Raw genomic sequence first — 18,860 nt, forward strand, 5'->3', positions numbered from 1 at the left:
CCCCGGTCAGGGGAGTTGCAGGGGGAAGGCCGCCGCGCGGGCGTAGAGCTTGTAGAGCTTGAACGGCTCGGCGAAGGGCAGCCCGCAGGCGTTGTTGAGCATGCTCGTCGCGTGCTGGGCGGTCAGCGTCGTGCCGCGCGCCCCCGGATGGTCGATCTGGCCGCCCATGAACACCGCCATCTTGCCCAGCATGTGGTTGCGCTGGTCTGCCGTCATCTCCTTCCAGGAGTGGCAGGTCATCGCGGCGAGCCTCGCGTCGTCGAGTTCGCTGGTCTCGGGGTGCTCGTGACCGTCGGCGGGTGCCGTCCTGAACGCGGCCGGGGCGGCGGGAGCCTGGGGAGTCGTGAACCAGGGGCACGGGCCGCCGGGCTTCAGGTTGGCCATGCAGGTGAGCAGTTCGAGCTCGTTGCCGATGTTGCCGAACCCGAAGCTGAGGAACGGCGCCTTGCCGTTCAGGCAGTCCGGCAGGTTGCCGGGCGAGGTGGTGACGGTGCCGTTGCCGTACCAGCAGTTGCCGGTGTTGCCGGGGAAGGCGTCCCACCAGAAGTCCAGGCCGTTGCCCGTCATCCGGTTGCCGTAGAAGTGGTTGCGGTGCGAGGTCGACAGCTTGAACGGGTCGCAGCCCGTCATCGGCTGGTCGGAGCAGACGAACGCGTCCGGGACGGCGAAGAGCATGGCCCCGCGCCGGTGGTTGTTCCGGAACGTGTTGTTCCGGACGACGTTGTCGTCACCGCCGGCGATCCACATCCCGCTCCCCACCGGGACGGGCACGGTCGGCACGACGTCGCTGCCCTCCAGGTACGGGTTGAAGTTGTTGTCGAAGAAGTCGTTGTGCTCGACGAGGTCGCCCTGCTGCGGGAAACCGGGGTGCCCGGCGGCGGTGAACACGTCGGTGGTGAAGCCGAGGGCGTTGTCGTAGAAGTTGTTGTGGTGCACCCAGGTGGCGCTGCCGTCGGTGCCGGAGTAGCCGCTGGTGTTGTGGTGCGAGTCGCAGTAGCGGATCTGCTGGCTGTAGCGGGCGTCCGGGTAGACGCGCTCGTCGCGTCCGGCGCCGGTCTTCGCGCCCGACCCCGGATACAGCCCGGAGTCGCCGTTGCCCGCCGCCTCGCAGTTCTGGATCACGCCGTGGTCCTCGACGAAGGTGAGCACGCCGTACTCGCCCGCGTAGAAGGTCTTGAACCTGTCCAGCAGGTACCCGTTGGTCTCCAGGACGTAGACGTCGTGCTCCTCGGCGTGCCGGACGGTCACGTTCCGCAGCACGAACCCGTCGGCCCGGTCGGCGCGGATGCCCACGTCCTTCGCGGAGTTGCGCGGGCCCCCGTTGCCGGACGAGGGGTCGCCCGCCTCCACGATCACGTCGTCGGCGCTCACCCCCGATCCTTCGAGCTGGAGGTTGCAGCGGACGCACGCGCCCAGGTTGGGGACGCCGTGCCGGTCGACGAGCGGCGGGTCCGGGTCCTGGCCGCCGCCGGGGGCGCGCCCGAGCACGGCGATCAGGTTGGCGTCGTTCTGGCAGTTGTACTCGCCGAGGTAGGAGTACGCGCCGGTGCTCAGCTTGTACTGGTCGCACGCGGGGTCGTGCGTCGGCTTCTGGCGCGCCGTGGGCTCGGTGTAGAGGCCCGGCAGCACCACGACCCGGTCGTTGTTCCGCGAGTCGGTCACCGCGGGCTGGATCTCGCTGTACCGGCACTGCTCGAACAGCGCCCGGTTGATGCGCTTCAGCTCGCGCGCCTCGGCGGCGCTGAGCGTCCGGTGGTCGTGCGGGCGGATGTCGTAGCCCGACTTCAAAGCTCGTGCGATCGAGGCGTCCAACCGCTTCAGCGAATCCGGCTGGCACACCACGCGCGTCGTGCTCCCCGGGACGGTCTCAAGGGCCGACGCCAGGCTCCGCGCCGTCGGCACCTTCCCGCCCGCGCACGGGCTGATGGAGCAGTCGGGGCCGGGGAGCGGCCAGTACGACGGCCGCTCGATGTGCGCCCGCGCGGGCTGCAGCAGGCCGGCGACCAGCACGGCCGCGGCCGCCAGGGGTACCAGCAATCTCCGGAGAAACCGCGAGCCCATCCGGTACTCCCTCGCTCGGCGCCGCGCGTGCGTCCCAAACGCTTGCTCGGTCCTCATGGAACCACGGATCACAAATCCGAGGAAGTCTCGCAACCTGCCCGCATCCGGCCGCCCCGGCGGCGTCCGGCCCCGGCGCGTCGCCCGCGGGGATAGCCCGTACGGGACGTCGTGCTCTACGGGGCGATGCCGTCGAGGAGGTTGGAGACCAGCCCGGTGATGAAGTCGTCGGTGACGGGCTCGTCCGGGATGAGGAGCCGGTGGTACACGGCCCCCCAGAGCTGGTCCACGATGATCTGCACGTCCACCTCGGGGCGGATCTGGCCCGCCTCCTGCGCGCGCCGGAGGCGTTCGGCGGCGATGCGGCGCCGGTGGGACGAGTACAGCCGGCGGAAGGCGGCGGCCAGCTCCTCGTCGGTTTGGGAATGGCCGATCAGCTCGGTCAGCACCCGGCCGCCGGGAGTCGTCGTCATGATCTTGCTGAAGGCGCGGAGCTGGCTGAGGAGATCGGCGCGGACGTCCCCGGTGTCGGGGAAGGCGAGCGTTTCCTCGACGGCGTGGAAATAGCCGTCGAGCGCGAGTGCGCCTTTGGACGGCCACCATTTGTAGAGGGTCGTCTTGCTCACTCCCGCAAGGCGGGCCACCCGCTCGAAGGTGAGGTCCGCGCTGCCCTCGCCCAGGAGGAGCTCACCGACGGTCCGCAGGACGTCGGCGCGCACCTCCTCGGCGGGGCGGCGGCCGCGGCCACGGCTCGCGGGGGGACGAGTCGCGGACGCCATCAGCTGATCCGCAGCTCGGCGATCAGCCCGTCCCGCAGGACGAAGGCCAGGGGGCTCGTGCCGTTGAAGCCCTGGCCGGTGACCTGCATGGTGACGACGTAGGAGTCCGGCGCGCCACCGGGCTCGATGCCGAGGACCTCGAAATGCGACTGCTTGCCGATGTTGTCGGTGCGGTCCCAGTCGCGGACGCCGCCGCGGCCGTGGAACTCGCGTCCCCAGTCGTTCAGGTACGCGTCGTCGGTGAACGCGGCGGCGAACCGTTCGGAGTCGCCCTGGTTCGTCGCGTCGACGAACTCGCGGATCGCTTCGGGAAGGACGGCTTCGGTCATGGTCGTGATCTCCCAGTTCTCTCGAGGAAGTGGGCCGGTTCGGAAATGGGCCGGGTCAGGCGATGCCGCCGTTGGTGAAGACGACCTGCCCGTTGATCCAGCGGGACGGCCCGGCGAGGAAGGCGGCCACCTCGGCGATGTCCTCGGGGGTGCCGAGGCGCTCCAGCGGCGGAAGCTGCGCCAGGCGGTCGACGGTCTCCTGGTCCTTGCCGTCCAGGAAGAGCGGTGTGGCGGTCGGGCCCGGCGCGATCGCGTTGACGGTGATGTCCCTGCCGCGCAGCTCGCGGGCCAGGACGAGCGTCAGGCCCTCGACCGCGGCCTTGCTCGCCGCGTACGGGGCGTACGTCGGGTGCTGGAGCCGGGTCTGGCTGGTCGAGACGCTGATCAGGGCGCCGCCGCGGCGGAGCCGGTTGGCGGCGAGCTTGGAGACGACGAACGCGCCCCGGATGTTGGTGCGGTGCATGCGGTCCAGGTCGGCCAGGTCCAGGCTCGCGACCGGCGCGAGGATCATGATCCCCGCGGTGTTGACGACGACGTCGACGCCGCCGAACTCGGCCTCCACCGCGTCGAAGACCCCGGTCATCGCGTCCTCGTCGGCGACGTCCCCGCCGACCGCGATCGCCCGGCCCCCGCCGGCGGTGACCGCGTCGGCGATCTCCCGCGCCCGTCCCGCGTTGCCGAGGTAGTGGACGGCGACCGCGAAGCCGTCGCGGGCCAGCCGCTCGGCCACGGCCCGGCCGATGCCGCCGGACCCGCCGGTCACGATCGCGACGCGTGCGGTGCCGGTGCCGCTCGTGCCGGTGCTGCTCATGTCGGTGCTGCTCACGAGATGCCCCCATCGACAGATGTGAACGATGCGTCCATATAACCACAATATGAACGGAGCGTCCACAAAGCGTCCGCGCCGTGCGGCGGCTCGGACGTTAAGCGTCTCCGCTCGAACGCCAGGAATCAGCCAGCGGGGGGCTAAGAGTCCGTTAGCACCCCGACCGGCGAGCAGGGTCGCCGTCGCCCCGCCCATTGGGTGGCAAGTGCCATAGTGATATGGCTATTCCTGCTGCATCTGCGAGGTTAAAGTGGCGGCCATGGTGGCATACCGGATGGACGAGTCCAAGGAGTCGCTGTGCTGCTCAGACGACTGACGGCGGGGATCGCCGGCCTCGTCCTGCTCGCGACGGCCGTCGGCGGCTGCGGCGACATCGACGACGACTCGGGCGGCTCCGGCGGAGGCGGCAGGACGGTGACGGTGTTCGCCGCCGCGTCGCTGACCGAGACCTTCAGCACGCTCGGCAGGACCTTCGAGAGCGCGCATCCGGGGGTCAAGGTCCGCTTCAACTTCGGCGGCAGCTCCAGCCTGGCCCAGCAGATCACGCAGGGCGCGCCGGTGGACGTGTTCGCCTCCGCCAGCCCCGCCACCATGAAGACGGTCACCGGCGCGGGCCTGGCCGACGGGCAGCCGACGACCTTCGTCCGCAACCGGCTCCAGATCGCCACCCCGGCCGACAACCCGGGCAAGGTCACCGGCCTGGACGATCTGACCGACTCCAAGGTCAAGGTGGTGCTGTGCGCCGAGCAGGTCCCATGCGGGGCCGCCGCAGCCAAGGCATTGTCCGCGGCGGGCGTTACCGTCAAGCCGGTGTCGCTGGAGCAGGACGTCAAGGGTGCCCTCAACAAGGTCTCGCTCGGTGAGGCCGATGCCGCGCTCGTCTACCGCACCGACGTCCGGGCCGCCGGATCCAGGGTGCACGGCATCGATTTCCCCGAGTCCGCGAAGGCCATCAACGACTACCCGATCGTCGCCCTGACCGAGGCGCCCCAGCCCGCCCTGGCCAAGGAGTTCGTCCAGCTCGTGCTGTCGTCCCAGGGGAAGAGCGTGCTGTCCGCGGCCGGGTTCGAAGCACCCTGAGCCCTCGCGGGTTTCGCGCACTCGGCCGCGGTCCGTGGTACGCCTGAACCACCCACAGGATCTGGTCGGCCACCTCACCCCCGGAGGTCTGCGATGGCACCCCTGCGGACGATGGCGAAGAATCCCTTGATGACGGCAGGAGTGACATCGGCGCTGTGCGGGGTGGCGGTAGCCGTTGTCGCCAGCATCCCCGGAGACGGGGTCAACGAGAACCAGCGCACCGGGCGGCGTCCGGACGACCCGGAAAGCTGGTCCACTTGGCTGGCTCTGGGATTGACGCTGGCCTGCCTGTTATGGCTGTGGACCCTTTGGTCCACCCGCCCCAGTTCGCGGACCGGTCGCGGACGTCGAGCACGGGGTGTCGCGAGTTCGGTATTAGCCGCTGCATGTGTAGCCGCGTTACTCGTGGTGGTACTGCGGATGCCGTCGCCGGGCCCGTCCGGTGGAGTGGACCTGAGCCTGCCGCTGATGCTGCTGGCCTTCACTCTGGCGGCCATCGGCGCCCTCGCGACGGCGATGGGCAGCCTGCGGCGGCCGGGCGCCGTCGCCGTGGACGGGACCACCCCGCGGCGCGGCCTGCGGCTGGCCGCAAGCATCGCGCCGGTCGCAGCCGTGCCGCTGCTCACCGTGGCCGTTGCGGTCGGCGTGGTGCCGTCGTGGGTGGTCGCGGTGAACACCGAGGGAGTGACGACGGACCGTCCGGCCCCGGCTGCCGCAGCCCCGGCGCTGACCGGCGCGGTGGCGTGGTCCACGCCGCTGCGCGGTGAGGGGTCGGCCGGCTCCGCAAAGGGCCTGTCCGTGATCGGCACGGCCGGCGGCCTGGCGGTGCTGGAGTCACGCGGTCTGCGGATGCTGGATCCGGCGAGCGGTACCCGGCGCTGGGCGCTCCACCGGTGGGACGTCCGGTTGCTCGGCCCGCGGCACCGGCCCAACCGGGTGGACACCGGCAGCACGGCGGTGAGTCCGGATGGACGGCTGCTCGCGACGACCGTCTTCGTCGACACGCCGCGGACATCGTTCATCGACGGGTTGCGCGCCGCCACCCGTGTATGGGTGTTCGACACGGTCTCCGGCGTGCTGCGGGCGGATTTCGCGGTTCCGGAGACCGCGCGCATCGTCGCGGTCGGCGAAGGCCGCGTGACCATCGACCTGCGGCGGGCCCGCGACGAACCCGGCGCCGGTGCCCTCGGCATGTTCACCTTCGGGGGCGAGACGGCGTGGCGGTTCCCCATGGACGAGGGCTGCCGACCCACCGAGGTCGTCCCGGTCGGCGGCGACGTGCTGACGATCGTCTCCTGCTACAGCGACGAGGAGCGCGTCGACCCGCATCATCGGCTGGTGCGACTCAGCGGTGGCGACGGTCGGCCACTATGGTCCCGGCAGGTCACGCGGGACGGCGGTAAGCCAGGCGCCCAAGAGCGGTTCGAGCAGGTGTCGTTGGCAGTCACCGACGGCGTGGCGGTCGTCGACGCTCGTGAGATCCAGCGGGGAGCCGGTGAGGAAGTGACGGTGACGCACAACCTGACCGGGATCCGGGTTGCCGACGGCCGGCCGCAGTGGTGGCTGCCGGACGCGGACCGCACCCGGTTGAGGTCAGGGGAAGCGGGCGAGCGCGGGCCTTTGCACGCAGCCGCCGGCAGGGCGGTCTTCGCCGAGAACGTCCGCACCGGGACGGGCGAAGAAGCGCGCTACTCCACGGCCCTGCACGCCTTCGATGTCCGGACCGGCCGGAAGTCGTGGTCCCACACCGTCCCCGACATCGAGGCCCGAGACCTGAACGACGCTCCCGGCCCCCTGGCCCTTCTCCGGGACGGCCGTCTGTTCGTCGCATACCGCGAGTCGACCGCGGCGGGCCGGTTCAAGGGCTGTGCGATGGCCGCCTGGGACATCACCACCGGCCAACGGCACGGCCCGTTCCAGCCGACCGCTGTCCCGCGCGAGGAGTGGTGCCTGACCAGCTCTCTAGAGGCGGTGGAGATCCCCGGTGGTGTGGCGGTGCACCTGGAGGGAGGTTCCGGAGCGGTCTTCGTCCTCGACTAGCGGCGGCGTCGGCGGAGATGACCGTCACACCGCCAGGGCCGGGCCGGTATTACTCGGGTGGTGGCGTCGTCGCCCGTCCCGCGCTCCCGGCCTCTTCCCGCGGATCCGTCTCCGTCTGCCAGCCGCCCGACTCCAGCGCCCGCAGCAGCGCCTCGACCATGACCGGGTCGAACTGGCTCCCCGAGCAGCGCCGCAGCTCGCGCACCGCCTCCTCGACCGGACGGGCCGCGCGGTACGGGCGCGTGGACGTCATCACGTCGAACGCGTCCGCCACCCCGATCACCCGCGCGAACTCGGGGATCTCGTCCCCGGCCAGCCCCAGCGGGTAGCCGCGGCCGTCGACGCGCTCGTGGTGGTGCATGATCCCGGCGAGCGCCTCGTCCAGGAAGCCGATCTCCCGGACGATCTCCAGCCCGCGCACCGGGTGCAGCCGGATGGCGGCGTACTCCTCGTCGGTGAGCGGCCCGTCCTTGGTGAGGATCCTGGTCGGGACGCCGATCTTGCCGACGTCGTGCAGCATCCCCGTGTACCGCAGGGTCTCCACGCGCTCCGGGCTCATCCGCAGCTGGCGGGCGATCATCACCGCGGCGCGCGAGACCCGCCCGCAGTGCCCGCGGGTGAACGGGTCCTTCGTCTCCACCGCCTGGCACAGCGCGGCCAGCGTCGCGTCATGGGCCTGCCGCTGCGCGAACGCCTGCTCCATCGCCCACCGCGCCACCAGCAGCGGGAGCAGTACCAGCAGCGCCACGAGCGGGCCGAGCCGGTCCCAGAGACCCGCGATCAGCAGCCCGAACATGCCGTACCCGACGCAGCCCGCGGCGACCGGGCCGCTCGCCCGGACCAGTTCCCCGGGCGCGTCCCGCCCGCTCAGCACCAGGATCCCGGCGGTCAGCCCGAGGTTGACCGCCACGAAGCCGACCAGGGCGACCACGAAGGGCGGCACCACGTCCGCGACCCAGCCGGTCCGGCCGGGATCGATCCCGCCGCAGCCGACCAGGGCGAAGACCGTCCCGGCGGCGTAGCCGCTCAGCGCGAACTGCGCCCCGTTGAACAGCCGCTTGACCGGCGCGACCTTCCGCTGCCCGGTCGCCACGGCGCTCGCCCCCACCAGCGCCGCACCGGCCGGGCCGAGCAGCACCACCGACGCCAGGCTCGCCGCGAACCCCAGCGAGACCCGCGCCCCCTCGACGTTCAGCCGCGCGGGCAGCGAGTCGCAGAGGACGAACAGCACGGCCAGCGCGACCAGCGTCCGCCAGTCCATGCCCGTGAAGGACCCGTCGAGGTACGAGGCCGCGAGGACGGCGGCGGCGGACAGGACCACGGCAGTGAGGTAGAGCCTGGCGACGGCAGGAAGTCCGAACATGTCTCACCCAGGAACTCGGTACAGCACCAAATGGGAGAAAACGCCGCGAAAGAGCTCGCCGCCGGGGCGGGGAGCGAGGAGGACGCGCTCCGCGCCGTGGCGCAGCCGAGCGAACACACTCCGTCACTCTACCTTTCCCGCCCCCATCCCGGCGGCGGGATGCGGTCCGCCGAGCGCGGCACCGGACGACCGACCTCGGGGGCCTACCGCTCGAAGAACAGGTGGTTTCCGTCGCCGGCGACAACGGTGTACTTGTTCGTGACGGAACCGGGCTTCCTCGTGTAGCACCGGTACTCGGTCTTCGTGCCGGTGAGCGGGAGGACGTCGGCACCACCGGGGATGGTGTCGCACCGCAGGACGGAGCCGTCCTTCTTGTCTTTCTGGCGGCTCTCCCAGAACGCCTCGTTCAGCCGGCGCTGAGAGAGGAAGCGGTTCCTGGGGTGCAGCGTGTACTCGCACAGCCTCTCGCCGATGCTCGGCATGGAGGTGCACGATCCGCGCTGGACGGCGATGGCGATCGTTTTCCCCTTGTAGGCGGCGCTGCAATCGGAGTTCGGGTCGCACTCGACCTTGACATCGAGATCGCAGGCCATGGGGACGGCCTTCCGCATGGCGCTGTACTCGAGCTGGGCCTTGACATCGAGCCGCCGCGACTCGGGCGGCTTCGCGATCTTCTGTTCGAGCAGAGCGCAGTTCTCGGCGGGGGCCGTCACCTCCTGCGTCGTGGCCTCGTCGTACTCGACCGGGGGCTCCCAGCGCGTGAAGCCCCGGACCAGCGCGACCGCGCCCCAGACGAGCGCCGCGACGACCGCGATGCCCACCATGATCATTACCAGCCCGCAACCGGCCCGCGCCCTGCTCGTCCTCCCCGTCGGCTCCTCGGTCCTGGTCTCTCCCACGGAACATGATCTTCTTCCGCGCCGGCGGCCCCCGTCCAGCGATTTGCCTCCCGATCCCGATCATCCCGGCCGTCCGGTCACCCGGTGACTGGGGGAGTGGCCTTCTGTTACGCCTCCCTTCCGTGACAGATAGTAGTCATCTGTGTGATTTCCGTTACGTTGGGTGTGTCACCCCCCGAAACAGGAGGATCGAATGCCGGCAGATCTGGGGCGCGAACTCGCCCTGCCGTTCGAGCAGATCATCGGCGGCCCGTTGCAGGGCGTCATCAAGGGCAGCGTGCTGTCCAGCAGCGCCACCGCCGAGTTCATCGAGAAAGTCGGCCTGGTCGAGAAGAACGGGAAGAGGGTCCCGGTGATGGTGGACTTCACCATCGACCGCTGGACACAGGCGGAACCGGGCAAAGAGGCCATCCCGGAGCATCTGAACATCCAGGTACCGCTGCTGACGCTGGTGCCGGTGCCGTTCCTGCGGCTGGCCCAGACGACGCTGGACTTCGAGGTGAAGATCCAGTCCACGACGGTGGAGAAGGAGGACAAGGCGCTCTCCGCCGAGGCGTCGGTGAGCGCGAGCTTCTGGGGAGTCTCGGCCTCCTTCAAGGGGTCCTACGAGAGCAAGAGCACCCGGGAGGACACCACCAACCGGTCGGCGACGCTCAGCGTCCACGTCGAGGCCGTCCAGGAGGAAATGCCCAAGGGCATGGAACGGATGCTGTCGCTGCTGGAGTCCGCCATCTACGACACGGCCAGCCCGATGACGGCCGACGACCACAAGAAGCTCGAACAGGAGAGGGCCGCCAGGGAAGCGGAGCGCAAGGCGAAATCGAGGCAGCCCTCGACGTGACGGTGGGGGAGCTGGTCGCGGTCCTCACCGCGGCGGCGGAGCGGGCCGGGCGGCAGGTGCGCGCCCGGTCCGGTGCGGCGGGATTCGTGGTGGCCGAGGTGGAGTTCGAGGTCACCTACGTCCGCACCCGCCGGCCGCCCGCCGGCACCCCGGCCGACGACTCGGCGGTCATCGCGGTGGACAGCGCGACGGTGCTGGCCGCTCCCGAGAAGGAACGCGAGCGGCTGCGATTCAGCGTCTTCCCCGCCGACCGCGCTGTGCCCGTGCAGTAGCAGCGCCATAGACGACGCCAGTGGAGGCTCACTGCCATGACCGATCCGAACCGATCAACCGGGGACCCGGTCGAAAGCGGCCTGGCCGTCCTGCGGGTGGAGGCGCTGCTGGGCGCGGCGTACGCGGCGGTGGTCCGCGCCCAGGCTCAAGCGGCGCTGGAAGCCGTCGCCGTCATCGACCGCGTCGGGTTCGCCACCGGAGCCGACGGCTCCAAGACCGCCCGCGTCTTCGAGTTCGCCTTCCACCGCCACGAGCTGGACCCCGAGGCCATCACCGCGGACAGCGCCCACGGTTCGCCCGCCAGGACCTCGCAGGTCGAGGTGTCGGTTCCGCTGCTGTCCCTGATCACGCCGCCAAGCTTGATCATCGACGAGGCGGAGATCGACCTGGCCCTGGAAGTGGTGGGGCACGACCAGCCGCCGCACGACACCGGCACGGAGGACACTTCGACGCCGCCCGCCGTCATCCACGCGCGGGTCGCGGCCGGCGACGACGCCACGCTGAAGGTGAGGTCCCGCCTCAAGCAGGTGCCCGCGGGCGGCACCGCGCGCATCCACCAGCTGCTGGACACCGCCGTCAGCGACCTCGGACACCTCGACCAGGCCAACCAGATCGCCCACTACCGCGACCAGGCCGCCCGGCTGCTGCAGCGACTGTCCGCGCTGGTCGGCCCGCTGTCTTCCCAGCGCAATCCCGGCCCCCGTGAGTGGACCGCGATGGACGGCCTCCTGGAGGACATCAGCGAGGCGCTGGAATTCGGCGCCCCCGGCGAGGTGCTCCGCGCCCAGACCGAAGAGCTGGACGCTGAACTGCGCCGGATGGGGGACGAGGACGACCCGCTCGTACAGCAGTTCCGCGCAGCGCTGGACGCGTTGCGTGCCGTCGTCGAGCGACTCGCGCCGTTCATGACCGAAGACCGTCCCGCACAGCCTGAGTAGGCCCCCCGACGCCGGCGCCCACGCCGGTACCGATTCGAACCCGAACCCACCCGAGGAAGTGACGATGTACGGCTCACTGGAAGAATTCTCGGCGGCCGCCACCGCCGCCAAGCCCCGCTACGAGCGGGCCGGGCTCCCCCGTCTCGACCAGGCGTTCTCCCCCGAGGGCCTGAACGTGGCCTGGTGCGTCTACCACGCCGCCGCGCTCGCCTCACGCCAGGACGACGACCGCGGCCTGATCATCGGACGGCTGGCCGACCCCGAGCGGCAGGGCGCCGTCATCGACCAGCGCGTCAAGGACAACTTCCGGACGATGAACGAAGCCACCAAGGACAGCGGGCAGGGTGCGGTGCTCGACTCGCCCAACTGGACGTTCCTGGTCAACGACGCCTGGGTACTGGGCGGCCTGCACCTCGGAGCCCCCTTCTACCTGGCGTCCCCGCGCAGCGTGGTCAACATCTACGACCTGGACAGGCGGCACCTCACCGTGTTCGGCCGCGAACTGTGCGCCCTGACCTCCTTCGGCTACGCCTTCGAAAGCCCCTGGCCCCAACTCGGCGAAGTCGCCGCCTACCAGGGCGGGCCGCACTGCGAGAGCGCGGACTTCGCGCAACTCCAGGACCACGCGTACCGCCTCGAACAGGACGGCCGCTGGAACGTCCTGGTCGACCAGCGAACCTGACCGATCCGCGGATCCCCGACTGCGGGGAAGGGCGCGGGCCCGGCCCGGGGAGGCGCTCCCACAGCCGCACGACCGCCGGTTGTGGGAGCGCCGACGGCATTGGGGCCACCGCGAACGGACCACGGCCGGCTGGGGCGGCCTCACCCGAACCGAGCAGCGGGTCTCCTGGCTCGTCGCCCAAGGGCTCACCAACCGGCGCATCGCCGATCAGTTGTTCATCAGCGTCACGCCGGACTTGACCCACGGCTCGGACGCGCCGCCGACCGGCGACGACCCGTCAACCCTGAGGATGTGACCGACCGGCCGGCCGGGCAGCGTCGTAGGCAGGGAACGTCCCGAATGAGAGGAGCAGACCATGGCACTGCCCAGCATCCGCCGTCCCGGAGACACCATGCTCACCTCGCGGCCGCAGCCGTTCGACCCCTTCTACGAGCAGATGGAGCAGTTGGTGAACGCGGCTTTCGCGGGCACCGCCACGGATATGCCCTGGGCGCCCGCGGCGGACGTGAGCGAGACCGACGACGCCTATGTGATCGAAGCGGAACTTCCCGGCCTGAAGAAGGACGAGATCGACGTATCACTGCACGATCGGGAACTGGCCATCACGGGAGAGGTCAAGGAGCGGGAGAGCCGCGGGCTGCGTCATCGCAAGCAGCGGCGCAGCGGCCGGTTCGAGTGCCGCGTGTACCTGCCCGGTGACATCGACGCCGACCGGGTCGACGCGAGCCTCACCGACGGCGTGCTCACCGTGACGGCCCCCAAGGCCACGACCGAGAAGGACCGCCACATCGAGGTCAAGGGCTGACCTTCACCAAGAGCTGCCCCGTGACGGCATCACGGGGCAGTCCCCGACGACGGGCCGTTCGTCGTGGTCTGCCGAATCGTGGGGGCCGGCCCACCGGCGCGTTCGTCCGGGGAGTGGTCGGACTCAGGTCTTCGCGTGGTTCACGACGTTGGTCATCGTGTACAGGAGTTCGGAGGCGGTGACGTCGTCGAGGTCGGCGAACGTGGCCTTCGACTTGCTGAGGCCGTAGTCGACCTCCCCGTTGACGCCTATCCAGAGCCCTCGCAGGGTCTGCGCTTCGTAGGCCGCCGGTGACGTGGCGGGGAACCCCGGGTGCGTGCTGAGGACGATCGTGTGTCCGCTCGGCGTGTCGAACTCCATCGAACTCTGCATGCCCGCGTCCTCGGCGGGGCCGCGGCGCCAGCCCCGGCGTTCCAGCTTCAGCAGCGCTCCGACGCCGACCTCCGTGCCGGTGAAGCGGTCGATGCGGTTGCTCGCACGCTCCTCGTCGGTGAGCGCGCCGACCGGCCTGCCGAGCTGGGGGAACGGTTGGAGGATCTCGTAGTCGGCGAACAGTTCGCTCCACGCGGCCGTGGCCTTCCCCAGCCGGAGGGGATGCGCGACCAGGACGGTGCCGGAGTCGGGCAGGGTGAGGGCGTCATCGTCCGCGTCGGCGAAGGAGCGGTCCTCGGCAACGCGGAAGGCCGTGGTCGCGCCGCCGTCTTCCTCGTGCAGCCAGACCAGCCGCCGGACGAGGTGGCACACCAGCGGGTGCTCCACGAACAGCAGACGGAAGTCACCTGTGCTCCAGCGGCGCTGCCGCACCATCGCCCGTTCCATCCGCCCGACCAGATCGGACGCCGCACCACGGACGTCCTTCTTCAACCCGCTGAAAGCCCGGTAGGCGGCTGGCGCGAGTTCCGGGTCGTCCAACGCTCCCGGCTTGGGCAGGGATTTGCGGAGTGCGCCCTTGTCGTCGTACACGGCCGGCCGGAGTTGTTCATCGAAGCCCACCCGGAAGGTACGCGAGCCGTAGTCGAGCGTCATGCCGCCTGCGTCGTCCAGTCCGAAGTCGGGGACGATGCGGTCGGCGAGCTGGTCCGGCGTGAGACCGCGGGCCTGCGCCACCTGGGCGAGCAGCTTGTCCGCTCTTTTCTTCAGCCGCTTGGGCCGGGCCTTCCCGGCGACGAGGCCCAGTTGCAGGACGGCCACGTCCGAACCGGACGCGGCGAGCACGTCGAGGCCGTGCAGCAACATCTTGATGTGGGATTGCCCGGTGGCTGCGCGCGCCGCCGCGCCGAGGCGGCGCATGGTCTCGTCGTCGCCGGTCCAGCAGAGCTGTGCCCAGACGCCCCGGGACTCCTCGCCGACCGATCGGCCGTGTTCGAACAGTGCCCAGCCGAACTGTGCGAGGGACACCGGGTCGAGCGCGTCCAGTGCCTCCCTCAGGGGTGCGGCCGGGGCACGCTTCGGGCTCGCCTTGCCGAGGGCCGCGAGCAGGTTCGCGGTCGCGGCCTCCGGAAGCGCGTGATCACGTCCGCGCATCAGGATCTGCGGAAGCAGGGCCGGTGGAGCCCATCCCGGAGCGCCGCCTTTCGCGGCCTTCACGAGCGCCTTCGGGACGGCATCGCCGGAGGCCTCCGGCAGACGCGCCGCCTCCACGGCCTCGACCGCCGCATGTGCCGCGCCGTCCAGCTCCGCCAGTCGCGCCCTCAGCTCGGGATGGGCCCGCAGGTGCGCGGAGAGCAGACGCGCCGCCAGTTCGGAGCCTCCGCTTCGCCCGGCGAGGAAGCGGAGGGCCCGCGCCGGGAAGCGTTCGATCATCGCCGTCAGAGCGGCCAGCGCACCCGGCTGGTCGAGGTGGCCGGCCACGATGGCGAACGCCTCGTCGCTCGGCAGCAGCGACAGCACCTGGAGGAGCGCCTCGCGCGCGGAAGCGGCGGAACCGTTCCCGTAGATCACGTCGAGCCGATCGCTCGCGGTGTCCTCGAGCGGCGGCGCCAGGTGCCGGGCGACGGCCGGGCCGATCCCCTCCGCCGCGGTGAGCAGGACGTCCAGGCGCACCTCGCCGTCGCCGAAGTGCGCCCAGTTCGCGCCGCGCAACCGGGCGAGCTGCCGGTTCGACCCGAGGGAGCACCAGAGCAGCTTCGACGCGTCGGTCCCGGGTTCGGGACGTTCCCGGACGCACTCGTCCACCCATTCCTGCTCCGACGGGACCAGGAAGGAGACCACCCAGCGCTGCTCCCGCGTCCCGCGATACCGGGCGAGCCCCTCGACGGCCTCGGCGTAGTCGGATTCGTCCGCGACCGCCAGCAACGCGCGCATCCGCTTCCCGGCGGGTCCTGTCGCCCAGGGCAGCCGCTTCTCCGACCAGGCGTCGGCCTTCAGGACGAGATCCCGGTGACGTGGGCCTCCCGGCGTGTTCCTGGCGATGGTGAGGCCGTCCGCCTCCGCGCCGGCGCGAGCCGCGAACGCCAGCCCGTGCTGGACGGCCCACGCGTCGACCCAGGGCACGGCGTTCTCGTCGGCCCACGCCGGGTTCCAGTGGTTGGACTCCTCGTCCCGGAACACGTGCGTCTCGATGAGGGCGACGGCGGCCGCACCGCGCGGGTCCGGTTCGCCGTCCAGATACGCCCGTGCCGCCTTCACCGAGCTGGGATCGCTCTCCGGATGACCCAGCAGCCGTTCGACGGCCGTGCGGCTCGACTCCAGCCGCTCACGCACCCGCTGGGCGGCGGACGGGTCGATCTCCGGCGGCGGATTCGGCACCGCCCCGCCACGGCGGAGCAGGAGTTCTCCGCGCAGAGCTTCGGGCACGATGACGGCGGGACGAGCACTCACCCGGGCCAGAGTAGACGGGCCTCCCGACACCGGAACGCCACCGGCCGACATGCCGCAAAGGGGGCGGCCGCGCAACGGACCGGCACCGAGTCCCCGAACTCGAGGCGCTGCTCGTCTGACGACGATCTGCTGTCGGTGCCTGGAACGCGGTGCAAGGCGCCCTTCCGATGTCCCAGGGGCGGGCGACACACTCATGGTGCCGAGCCGGGACCGCTACGGCCGTCTCACACTTGGGAGGACGCCGTGGAAGAAGCGACGCAGACGATCACCCTTGCCGGTGGCCCGGTGGAGTATCGGCTGGAGCGGCGCGGCCCGGGCGTGGTGCTGATGGAGGCGCACAGATCGCCGCTCTCCTGTCTGTTGATTCGACGTGTTCCCCTGGAAGGTGGGCGACGTTGTCAGTCAAGTACTCTGTCCGGTTCGAGGAAAGTGACACATACATTCCCGTCGGTGATCTGGAAGGGTTTTTTGTCGGGCGCTACAGCGACGACGACTTCGGTGCGTTGCTTGACGAAGAGACCGCTCGGGTCGACTTCAGGCTTGTGCGGCCGATTCTGGATGGGCCGATCGAGACGCTCAGGGGGGACATCGAGGTCCTGGTCCTCGACACCGAAGGCCGGCCCATGGGGCGCTACGGGCTGTGGGCCGCCAAGGTGTTAGCCGGAGATACGCCGGAAGATCTAGTCGTCACGGCACGAACGGGGGTGGCGCCGCATGCCGAGGCCCGCAGGCTGTGGGACAGGTTCCGCGTTTCCGAGCCGCGGCTTGGAGAATGGCGCACGCTTCAGGTCGGAGCCCGCGAAGCGTGGCTGGAAGTAGCCGTTCTCAGGCACTCCGAATCTGCCTTGAAGTGGGAATCTTCAACTCCCTCTAGGGAAATCTTCATGGAGGGTGATGACATCAAGGATGTCGCGAGTTTCTTCTGTGCTATCGGCGAGGCTTTCCGTGGCCCGGGAGGGTATATCGGATGTAGTTTTTCCGACTTGGACGAGTGTCTTGTGGATTATCTCAAAGGCGCTCCAGTCCGGTTGACCTGGCGGAACATTTCTGTTGCGCGCTCCTCCCTGTCCGCGGTGCTGGATTTTGCCGACGGGCCGATTTCCAAATTCGACTTGATTCTCGATATCCTCTCGCAGAACAATGTCGAAGTCATTTCCGACGGGGCATAGCCTGGGGCGCCGCGTCGGAGCAGGCTGCTGGTACGCCCCTCGCCCACCGTCGGCACGCCGCCCTGCCCGGACCGAAACGGCAGGGACGACCGCCGTGGCCGCGCCGACCTTGTGGGCGAGCCGAAGTACCCCGAACTGTTCGACTCCTTCGTGCTGCCTGAGGTCGCGCACGCCGCCGCGGAGAAGAGTGCCGCGTACCTGTTCCGCAGCCGGTGTGGTGCCGGGCGCCTGTCCGTCGACCTGCGAAGGGACTCACCGCATACCGGAGGCGTGGCGACCGCGAGCGGATCGGCGCGGGGCCGTGGCCTCCGTCGGGATGGGGACGGGCGTGGGGGGCCCCAGGGGGCTCAGGGCGACCCGAGCATGATCACCGGTAGCCACGGCGGCGTGCGTTCGCCCTGGTCAAGCTGGGTGGGTCGCGTGGGACTCGAACCCACAACCTACGGATTAAAAGTCCGAAATTTTCATATCAGTGCGGTGCTCTGGGTGGCATTCTGTGCCAGCCTGTCCGCATCGAGTCCCTTTTTCATGTCGGCCAATGCCGCCGCGTGCTGATCCGTATCGGAACCGCCGAGCAGACAACGAGCCGACATGGCCCATGGCAACGGCAGCAGGAGCGGGAAAACCTTGAGGGACTAGGTCAACGGTCAGCTTTCGGTAAGGAAAGAGAAGTTGGATGGTGCTGGTGGCTTTGTGGCGGCGAGCGGGGCGGGGAGGACTCCAGCATCGTTGAGGTCGCTGGTGCTGATCAGTGGGCCTGTGCAGATTTCGTCCAGGAGTCGTTCTTGCTTCGGGTGTAGAAGCAAACATCCTGTTAGGACGGAGAGAAGTGCTAGGAATTCCAACGTGAAATCACGGCTCCAGGTGGTTGGCGTGATGTCGTCGAGTTCCGACGATCTGCGCTTGTTCCGGGGCCGGGTGGTCCGGTCGTTCAACCAGCGCCACACCACGCGTCGGCCGGAGACGGTGTAGTCAATGACTTCCTGTCGTACGGGTGCGAAGGCTCCGCTGCCGACGTGAAGCGTTCGGGCGTCGGGTTCATAGTAGAGGCGTTCGGGAAGCTGCTCGGGGAGTGATCTTACGGGAGCCAAACATTTGATGCCGAAGCGCTCGATGACGGCGCGCTCTGAGCGCTTGCGCGTCATTACGGGGTCAGTAACGCGGCTGCCGTACGTGTGGAGCCAGAGGACCTCGTGGCCGATGGTCAATGCGTCGTTCCACAACGTCGGGTCTGCGGTGATCGGTACTCGGACGCCTGGCTGTCGCAACTCTTGCTTGAACCGGTGGGTGTATCCGGGATGTGCGGTCACAGCCGCGATGTAGGCCAGCACATCCGGCGCGGAGACGGAGAGTCCCAATACGCTCCTGAGATGGTTGAGCAACTTGCCGGTCATGTTGGGAACGTTGCCTGCGGGGTCGCGCCAGAGTGGGCGCACCCCGCCGCCGCCCCAGCCGCAGAAGTGGTGGAGGTCTGGTATGAGGCCGGTGAACGTCAATGCCGGACCGTCCTCGATCTGGTGGGCATCTTGTTCGGAGAGATAAATCTGACGCTCGGATCGGACCTGCCAGAGTGGAGGACGGGCCATGACCAGGAGCCGGTTGTCGGGAATGATCCACTGTCGGTCGAAGGAGCGGTAGGCCACTTGGATCGGCTCGGGACAGTCACTGAACTCTTCTGCCAGCGGTCGAGCGGCTCGTGAGAACCCGGGGAGCGGCTTCACTTTGCTGTGCAAAGTTCGGTCTCGGCTTTCCCGGAAGAGTTCGCGACGCTCACTCACCGGCGCCGCGATAAACGCACGCCACCGGTCTTGTAGCAGGTCGGCCGTGGGAGCGTAGACCCAGGTCCGGCCGGGGGTGATCCCCCTAGGGCGTGTCTCAAAGGCAGGTCAGCCAGTCGTTGATGACGGCGATGTGGAGGACGGCCTCGTAGCGGACGGCGAGCTTGTCATACCGCGTGG

General features: G+C 69.7%; 15 protein-coding genes and 1 pseudogene. 8 read left to right on the forward strand and 8 right to left on the reverse strand.

Annotated elements, in window-relative coordinates; all coding sequences use genetic code 11:
- Positions 1-6: 6 nt before the first annotated feature.
- The 4 genes from CHF16_RS37710 to CHF16_RS37725 form a co-directional block, all read right to left on the reverse strand.
- On the reverse strand, positions 7-2,037 hold the full coding sequence (locus CHF16_RS37710; protein WP_179271901.1) for a right-handed parallel beta-helix repeat-containing protein: 2,031 nt from the start codon (positions 2,035-2,037) through the stop codon (positions 7-9).
- A 197-nt stretch (positions 2,038-2,234) separates the two neighbouring features.
- A complete protein-coding gene (locus CHF16_RS37715) occupies positions 2,235-2,837 on the reverse strand; it encodes a TetR/AcrR family transcriptional regulator (RefSeq protein ID WP_089330989.1) in 603 nt (200 codons plus the stop codon).
- Positions 2,837-3,166 (reverse strand): nuclear transport factor 2 family protein, encoded by a 330-nt coding sequence (locus CHF16_RS37720; protein WP_089330990.1) that lies wholly within the window; start codon positions 3,164-3,166, stop codon positions 2,837-2,839. The genes CHF16_RS37715 and CHF16_RS37720 overlap by 1 nt, the downstream gene beginning before the upstream one ends.
- 55 nt (positions 3,167-3,221) lie before the next feature.
- The gene (locus CHF16_RS37725) at positions 3,222-3,977 is read right to left on the reverse strand and encodes an SDR family oxidoreductase (protein WP_089331004.1); all 756 of its coding nucleotides are present in this window, start codon (positions 3,975-3,977) and stop codon (positions 3,222-3,224) included.
- A 315-nt stretch (positions 3,978-4,292) separates the two neighbouring features.
- Between CHF16_RS37725 and modA the strand changes: the two genes are divergently transcribed.
- Together modA and CHF16_RS37735 are read left to right on the forward strand one after the other, a co-directional pair.
- The gene (gene modA / locus CHF16_RS37730; protein ID WP_425427546.1) at positions 4,293-5,072 is read left to right on the forward strand and encodes a molybdate ABC transporter substrate-binding protein; all 780 of its coding nucleotides are present in this window, start codon (positions 4,293-4,295) and stop codon (positions 5,070-5,072) included.
- A 447-nt stretch (positions 5,073-5,519) separates the two neighbouring features.
- A complete protein-coding gene (locus CHF16_RS37735) occupies positions 5,520-7,112 on the forward strand; it encodes an outer membrane protein assembly factor BamB family protein (protein ID WP_179271902.1) in 1,593 nt (530 codons plus the stop codon).
- Between the two features lie 49 nt (positions 7,113-7,161).
- On the opposite strand, the gene CHF16_RS37740 is transcribed toward CHF16_RS37735, so the two are convergent.
- Both CHF16_RS37740 and CHF16_RS37745 read right to left on the reverse strand, forming a co-directional pair.
- Entirely contained in the window at positions 7,162-8,475 is a 1,314-nt protein-coding gene (locus tag CHF16_RS37740) for an HD-GYP domain-containing protein (protein WP_089330993.1), read from the reverse strand.
- 203 nt (positions 8,476-8,678) lie between these two features.
- The gene (locus CHF16_RS37745; RefSeq protein ID WP_143228298.1) at positions 8,679-9,374 is read right to left on the reverse strand and encodes a hypothetical protein; all 696 of its coding nucleotides are present in this window, start codon (positions 9,372-9,374) and stop codon (positions 8,679-8,681) included.
- A gap of 193 nt (positions 9,375-9,567) precedes the next feature.
- Between CHF16_RS37745 and CHF16_RS37750 the strand changes: the two genes are divergently transcribed.
- The 5 genes from CHF16_RS37750 (at position 9,568) to CHF16_RS37775 (ending at position 12,913) form a co-directional block, all read left to right on the forward strand.
- Entirely contained in the window at positions 9,568-10,215 is a 648-nt protein-coding gene (locus CHF16_RS37750) for a DUF2589 domain-containing protein (RefSeq protein ID WP_089330995.1), read from the forward strand.
- The gene (locus CHF16_RS37755) at positions 10,212-10,487 is read left to right on the forward strand and encodes a hypothetical protein (protein WP_143228300.1); all 276 of its coding nucleotides are present in this window, start codon (positions 10,212-10,214) and stop codon (positions 10,485-10,487) included. The genes CHF16_RS37750 and CHF16_RS37755 overlap by 4 nt, the downstream gene beginning before the upstream one ends.
- A 36-nt stretch (positions 10,488-10,523) precedes the next feature.
- A complete protein-coding gene (locus tag CHF16_RS37760; protein ID WP_089330997.1) occupies positions 10,524-11,426 on the forward strand; it encodes a DUF2589 domain-containing protein in 903 nt (300 codons plus the stop codon).
- A gap of 64 nt (positions 11,427-11,490) precedes the next feature.
- Complete coding sequence (locus CHF16_RS37765; protein WP_089330998.1) at positions 11,491-12,108, forward strand: hypothetical protein; 618 nt, start codon at positions 11,491-11,493, stop codon at positions 12,106-12,108.
- 355 nt (positions 12,109-12,463) lie between these two features.
- Complete coding sequence (locus CHF16_RS37775) at positions 12,464-12,913, forward strand: Hsp20/alpha crystallin family protein (protein ID WP_089331000.1); 450 nt, start codon at positions 12,464-12,466, stop codon at positions 12,911-12,913.
- A gap of 123 nt (positions 12,914-13,036) precedes the next feature.
- On the opposite strand, the gene CHF16_RS37780 is transcribed toward CHF16_RS37775, so the two are convergent.
- Positions 13,037-15,733, reverse strand: a complete 2,697-nt coding sequence (locus CHF16_RS37780) for a DUF4132 domain-containing protein (RefSeq protein WP_179271903.1) — start codon at positions 15,731-15,733, stop codon at positions 13,037-13,039.
- Positions 15,734-16,128: 395 nt separating this feature from the next.
- Between CHF16_RS37780 and CHF16_RS37785 the strand changes: the two genes are divergently transcribed.
- Complete coding sequence (locus CHF16_RS37785; RefSeq protein ID WP_179271904.1) at positions 16,129-16,902, forward strand: barstar family protein; 774 nt, start codon at positions 16,129-16,131, stop codon at positions 16,900-16,902.
- A gap of 647 nt (positions 16,903-17,549) precedes the next feature.
- On the opposite strand, the pseudogene CHF16_RS39930 reads toward CHF16_RS37785, so the two are convergent.
- Positions 17,550-18,770: pseudogene (locus CHF16_RS39930) on the reverse strand (type ISP restriction/modification enzyme); the annotation flags it as partial.
- Positions 18,771-18,860: the final 90 nt, after the last annotated feature.

Source organism: Actinomadura meyerae, from assembly GCF_900188445.1.
GTDB lineage: Bacteria > Actinomycetota > Actinomycetes > Streptosporangiales > Streptosporangiaceae > Spirillospora > Spirillospora meyerae.

Excerpts from the sequence above, each read along its gene's own strand:
- CHF16_RS37715 (WP_089330989.1), bottom strand. The coding sequence starts at position 2,837 with ATGGCGTCCGCGACTCGTCCCCCCGCGAGCCGTGGCCGCGGCCGCCGC.
- CHF16_RS37720 (WP_089330990.1), bottom strand. The coding sequence starts at position 3,166 with ATGACCGAAGCCGTCCTTCCCGAAGCGATCCGCGAGTTCGTCGACGCG.
- CHF16_RS37725 (WP_089331004.1), bottom strand. The coding sequence starts at position 3,977 with ATGAGCAGCACCGGCACGAGCGGCACCGGCACCGCACGCGTCGCGATC.
- CHF16_RS37740 (WP_089330993.1), bottom strand. The coding sequence starts at position 8,475 with ATGTTCGGACTTCCTGCCGTCGCCAGGCTCTACCTCACTGCCGTGGTC.
- CHF16_RS37750 (WP_089330995.1), top strand. The coding sequence starts at position 9,568 with ATGCCGGCAGATCTGGGGCGCGAACTCGCCCTGCCGTTCGAGCAGATC.
- CHF16_RS37760 (WP_089330997.1), top strand. The coding sequence starts at position 10,524 with ATGACCGATCCGAACCGATCAACCGGGGACCCGGTCGAAAGCGGCCTG.
- CHF16_RS37765 (WP_089330998.1), top strand. The coding sequence starts at position 11,491 with ATGTACGGCTCACTGGAAGAATTCTCGGCGGCCGCCACCGCCGCCAAG.
- CHF16_RS37775 (WP_089331000.1), top strand. The coding sequence starts at position 12,464 with ATGGCACTGCCCAGCATCCGCCGTCCCGGAGACACCATGCTCACCTCG.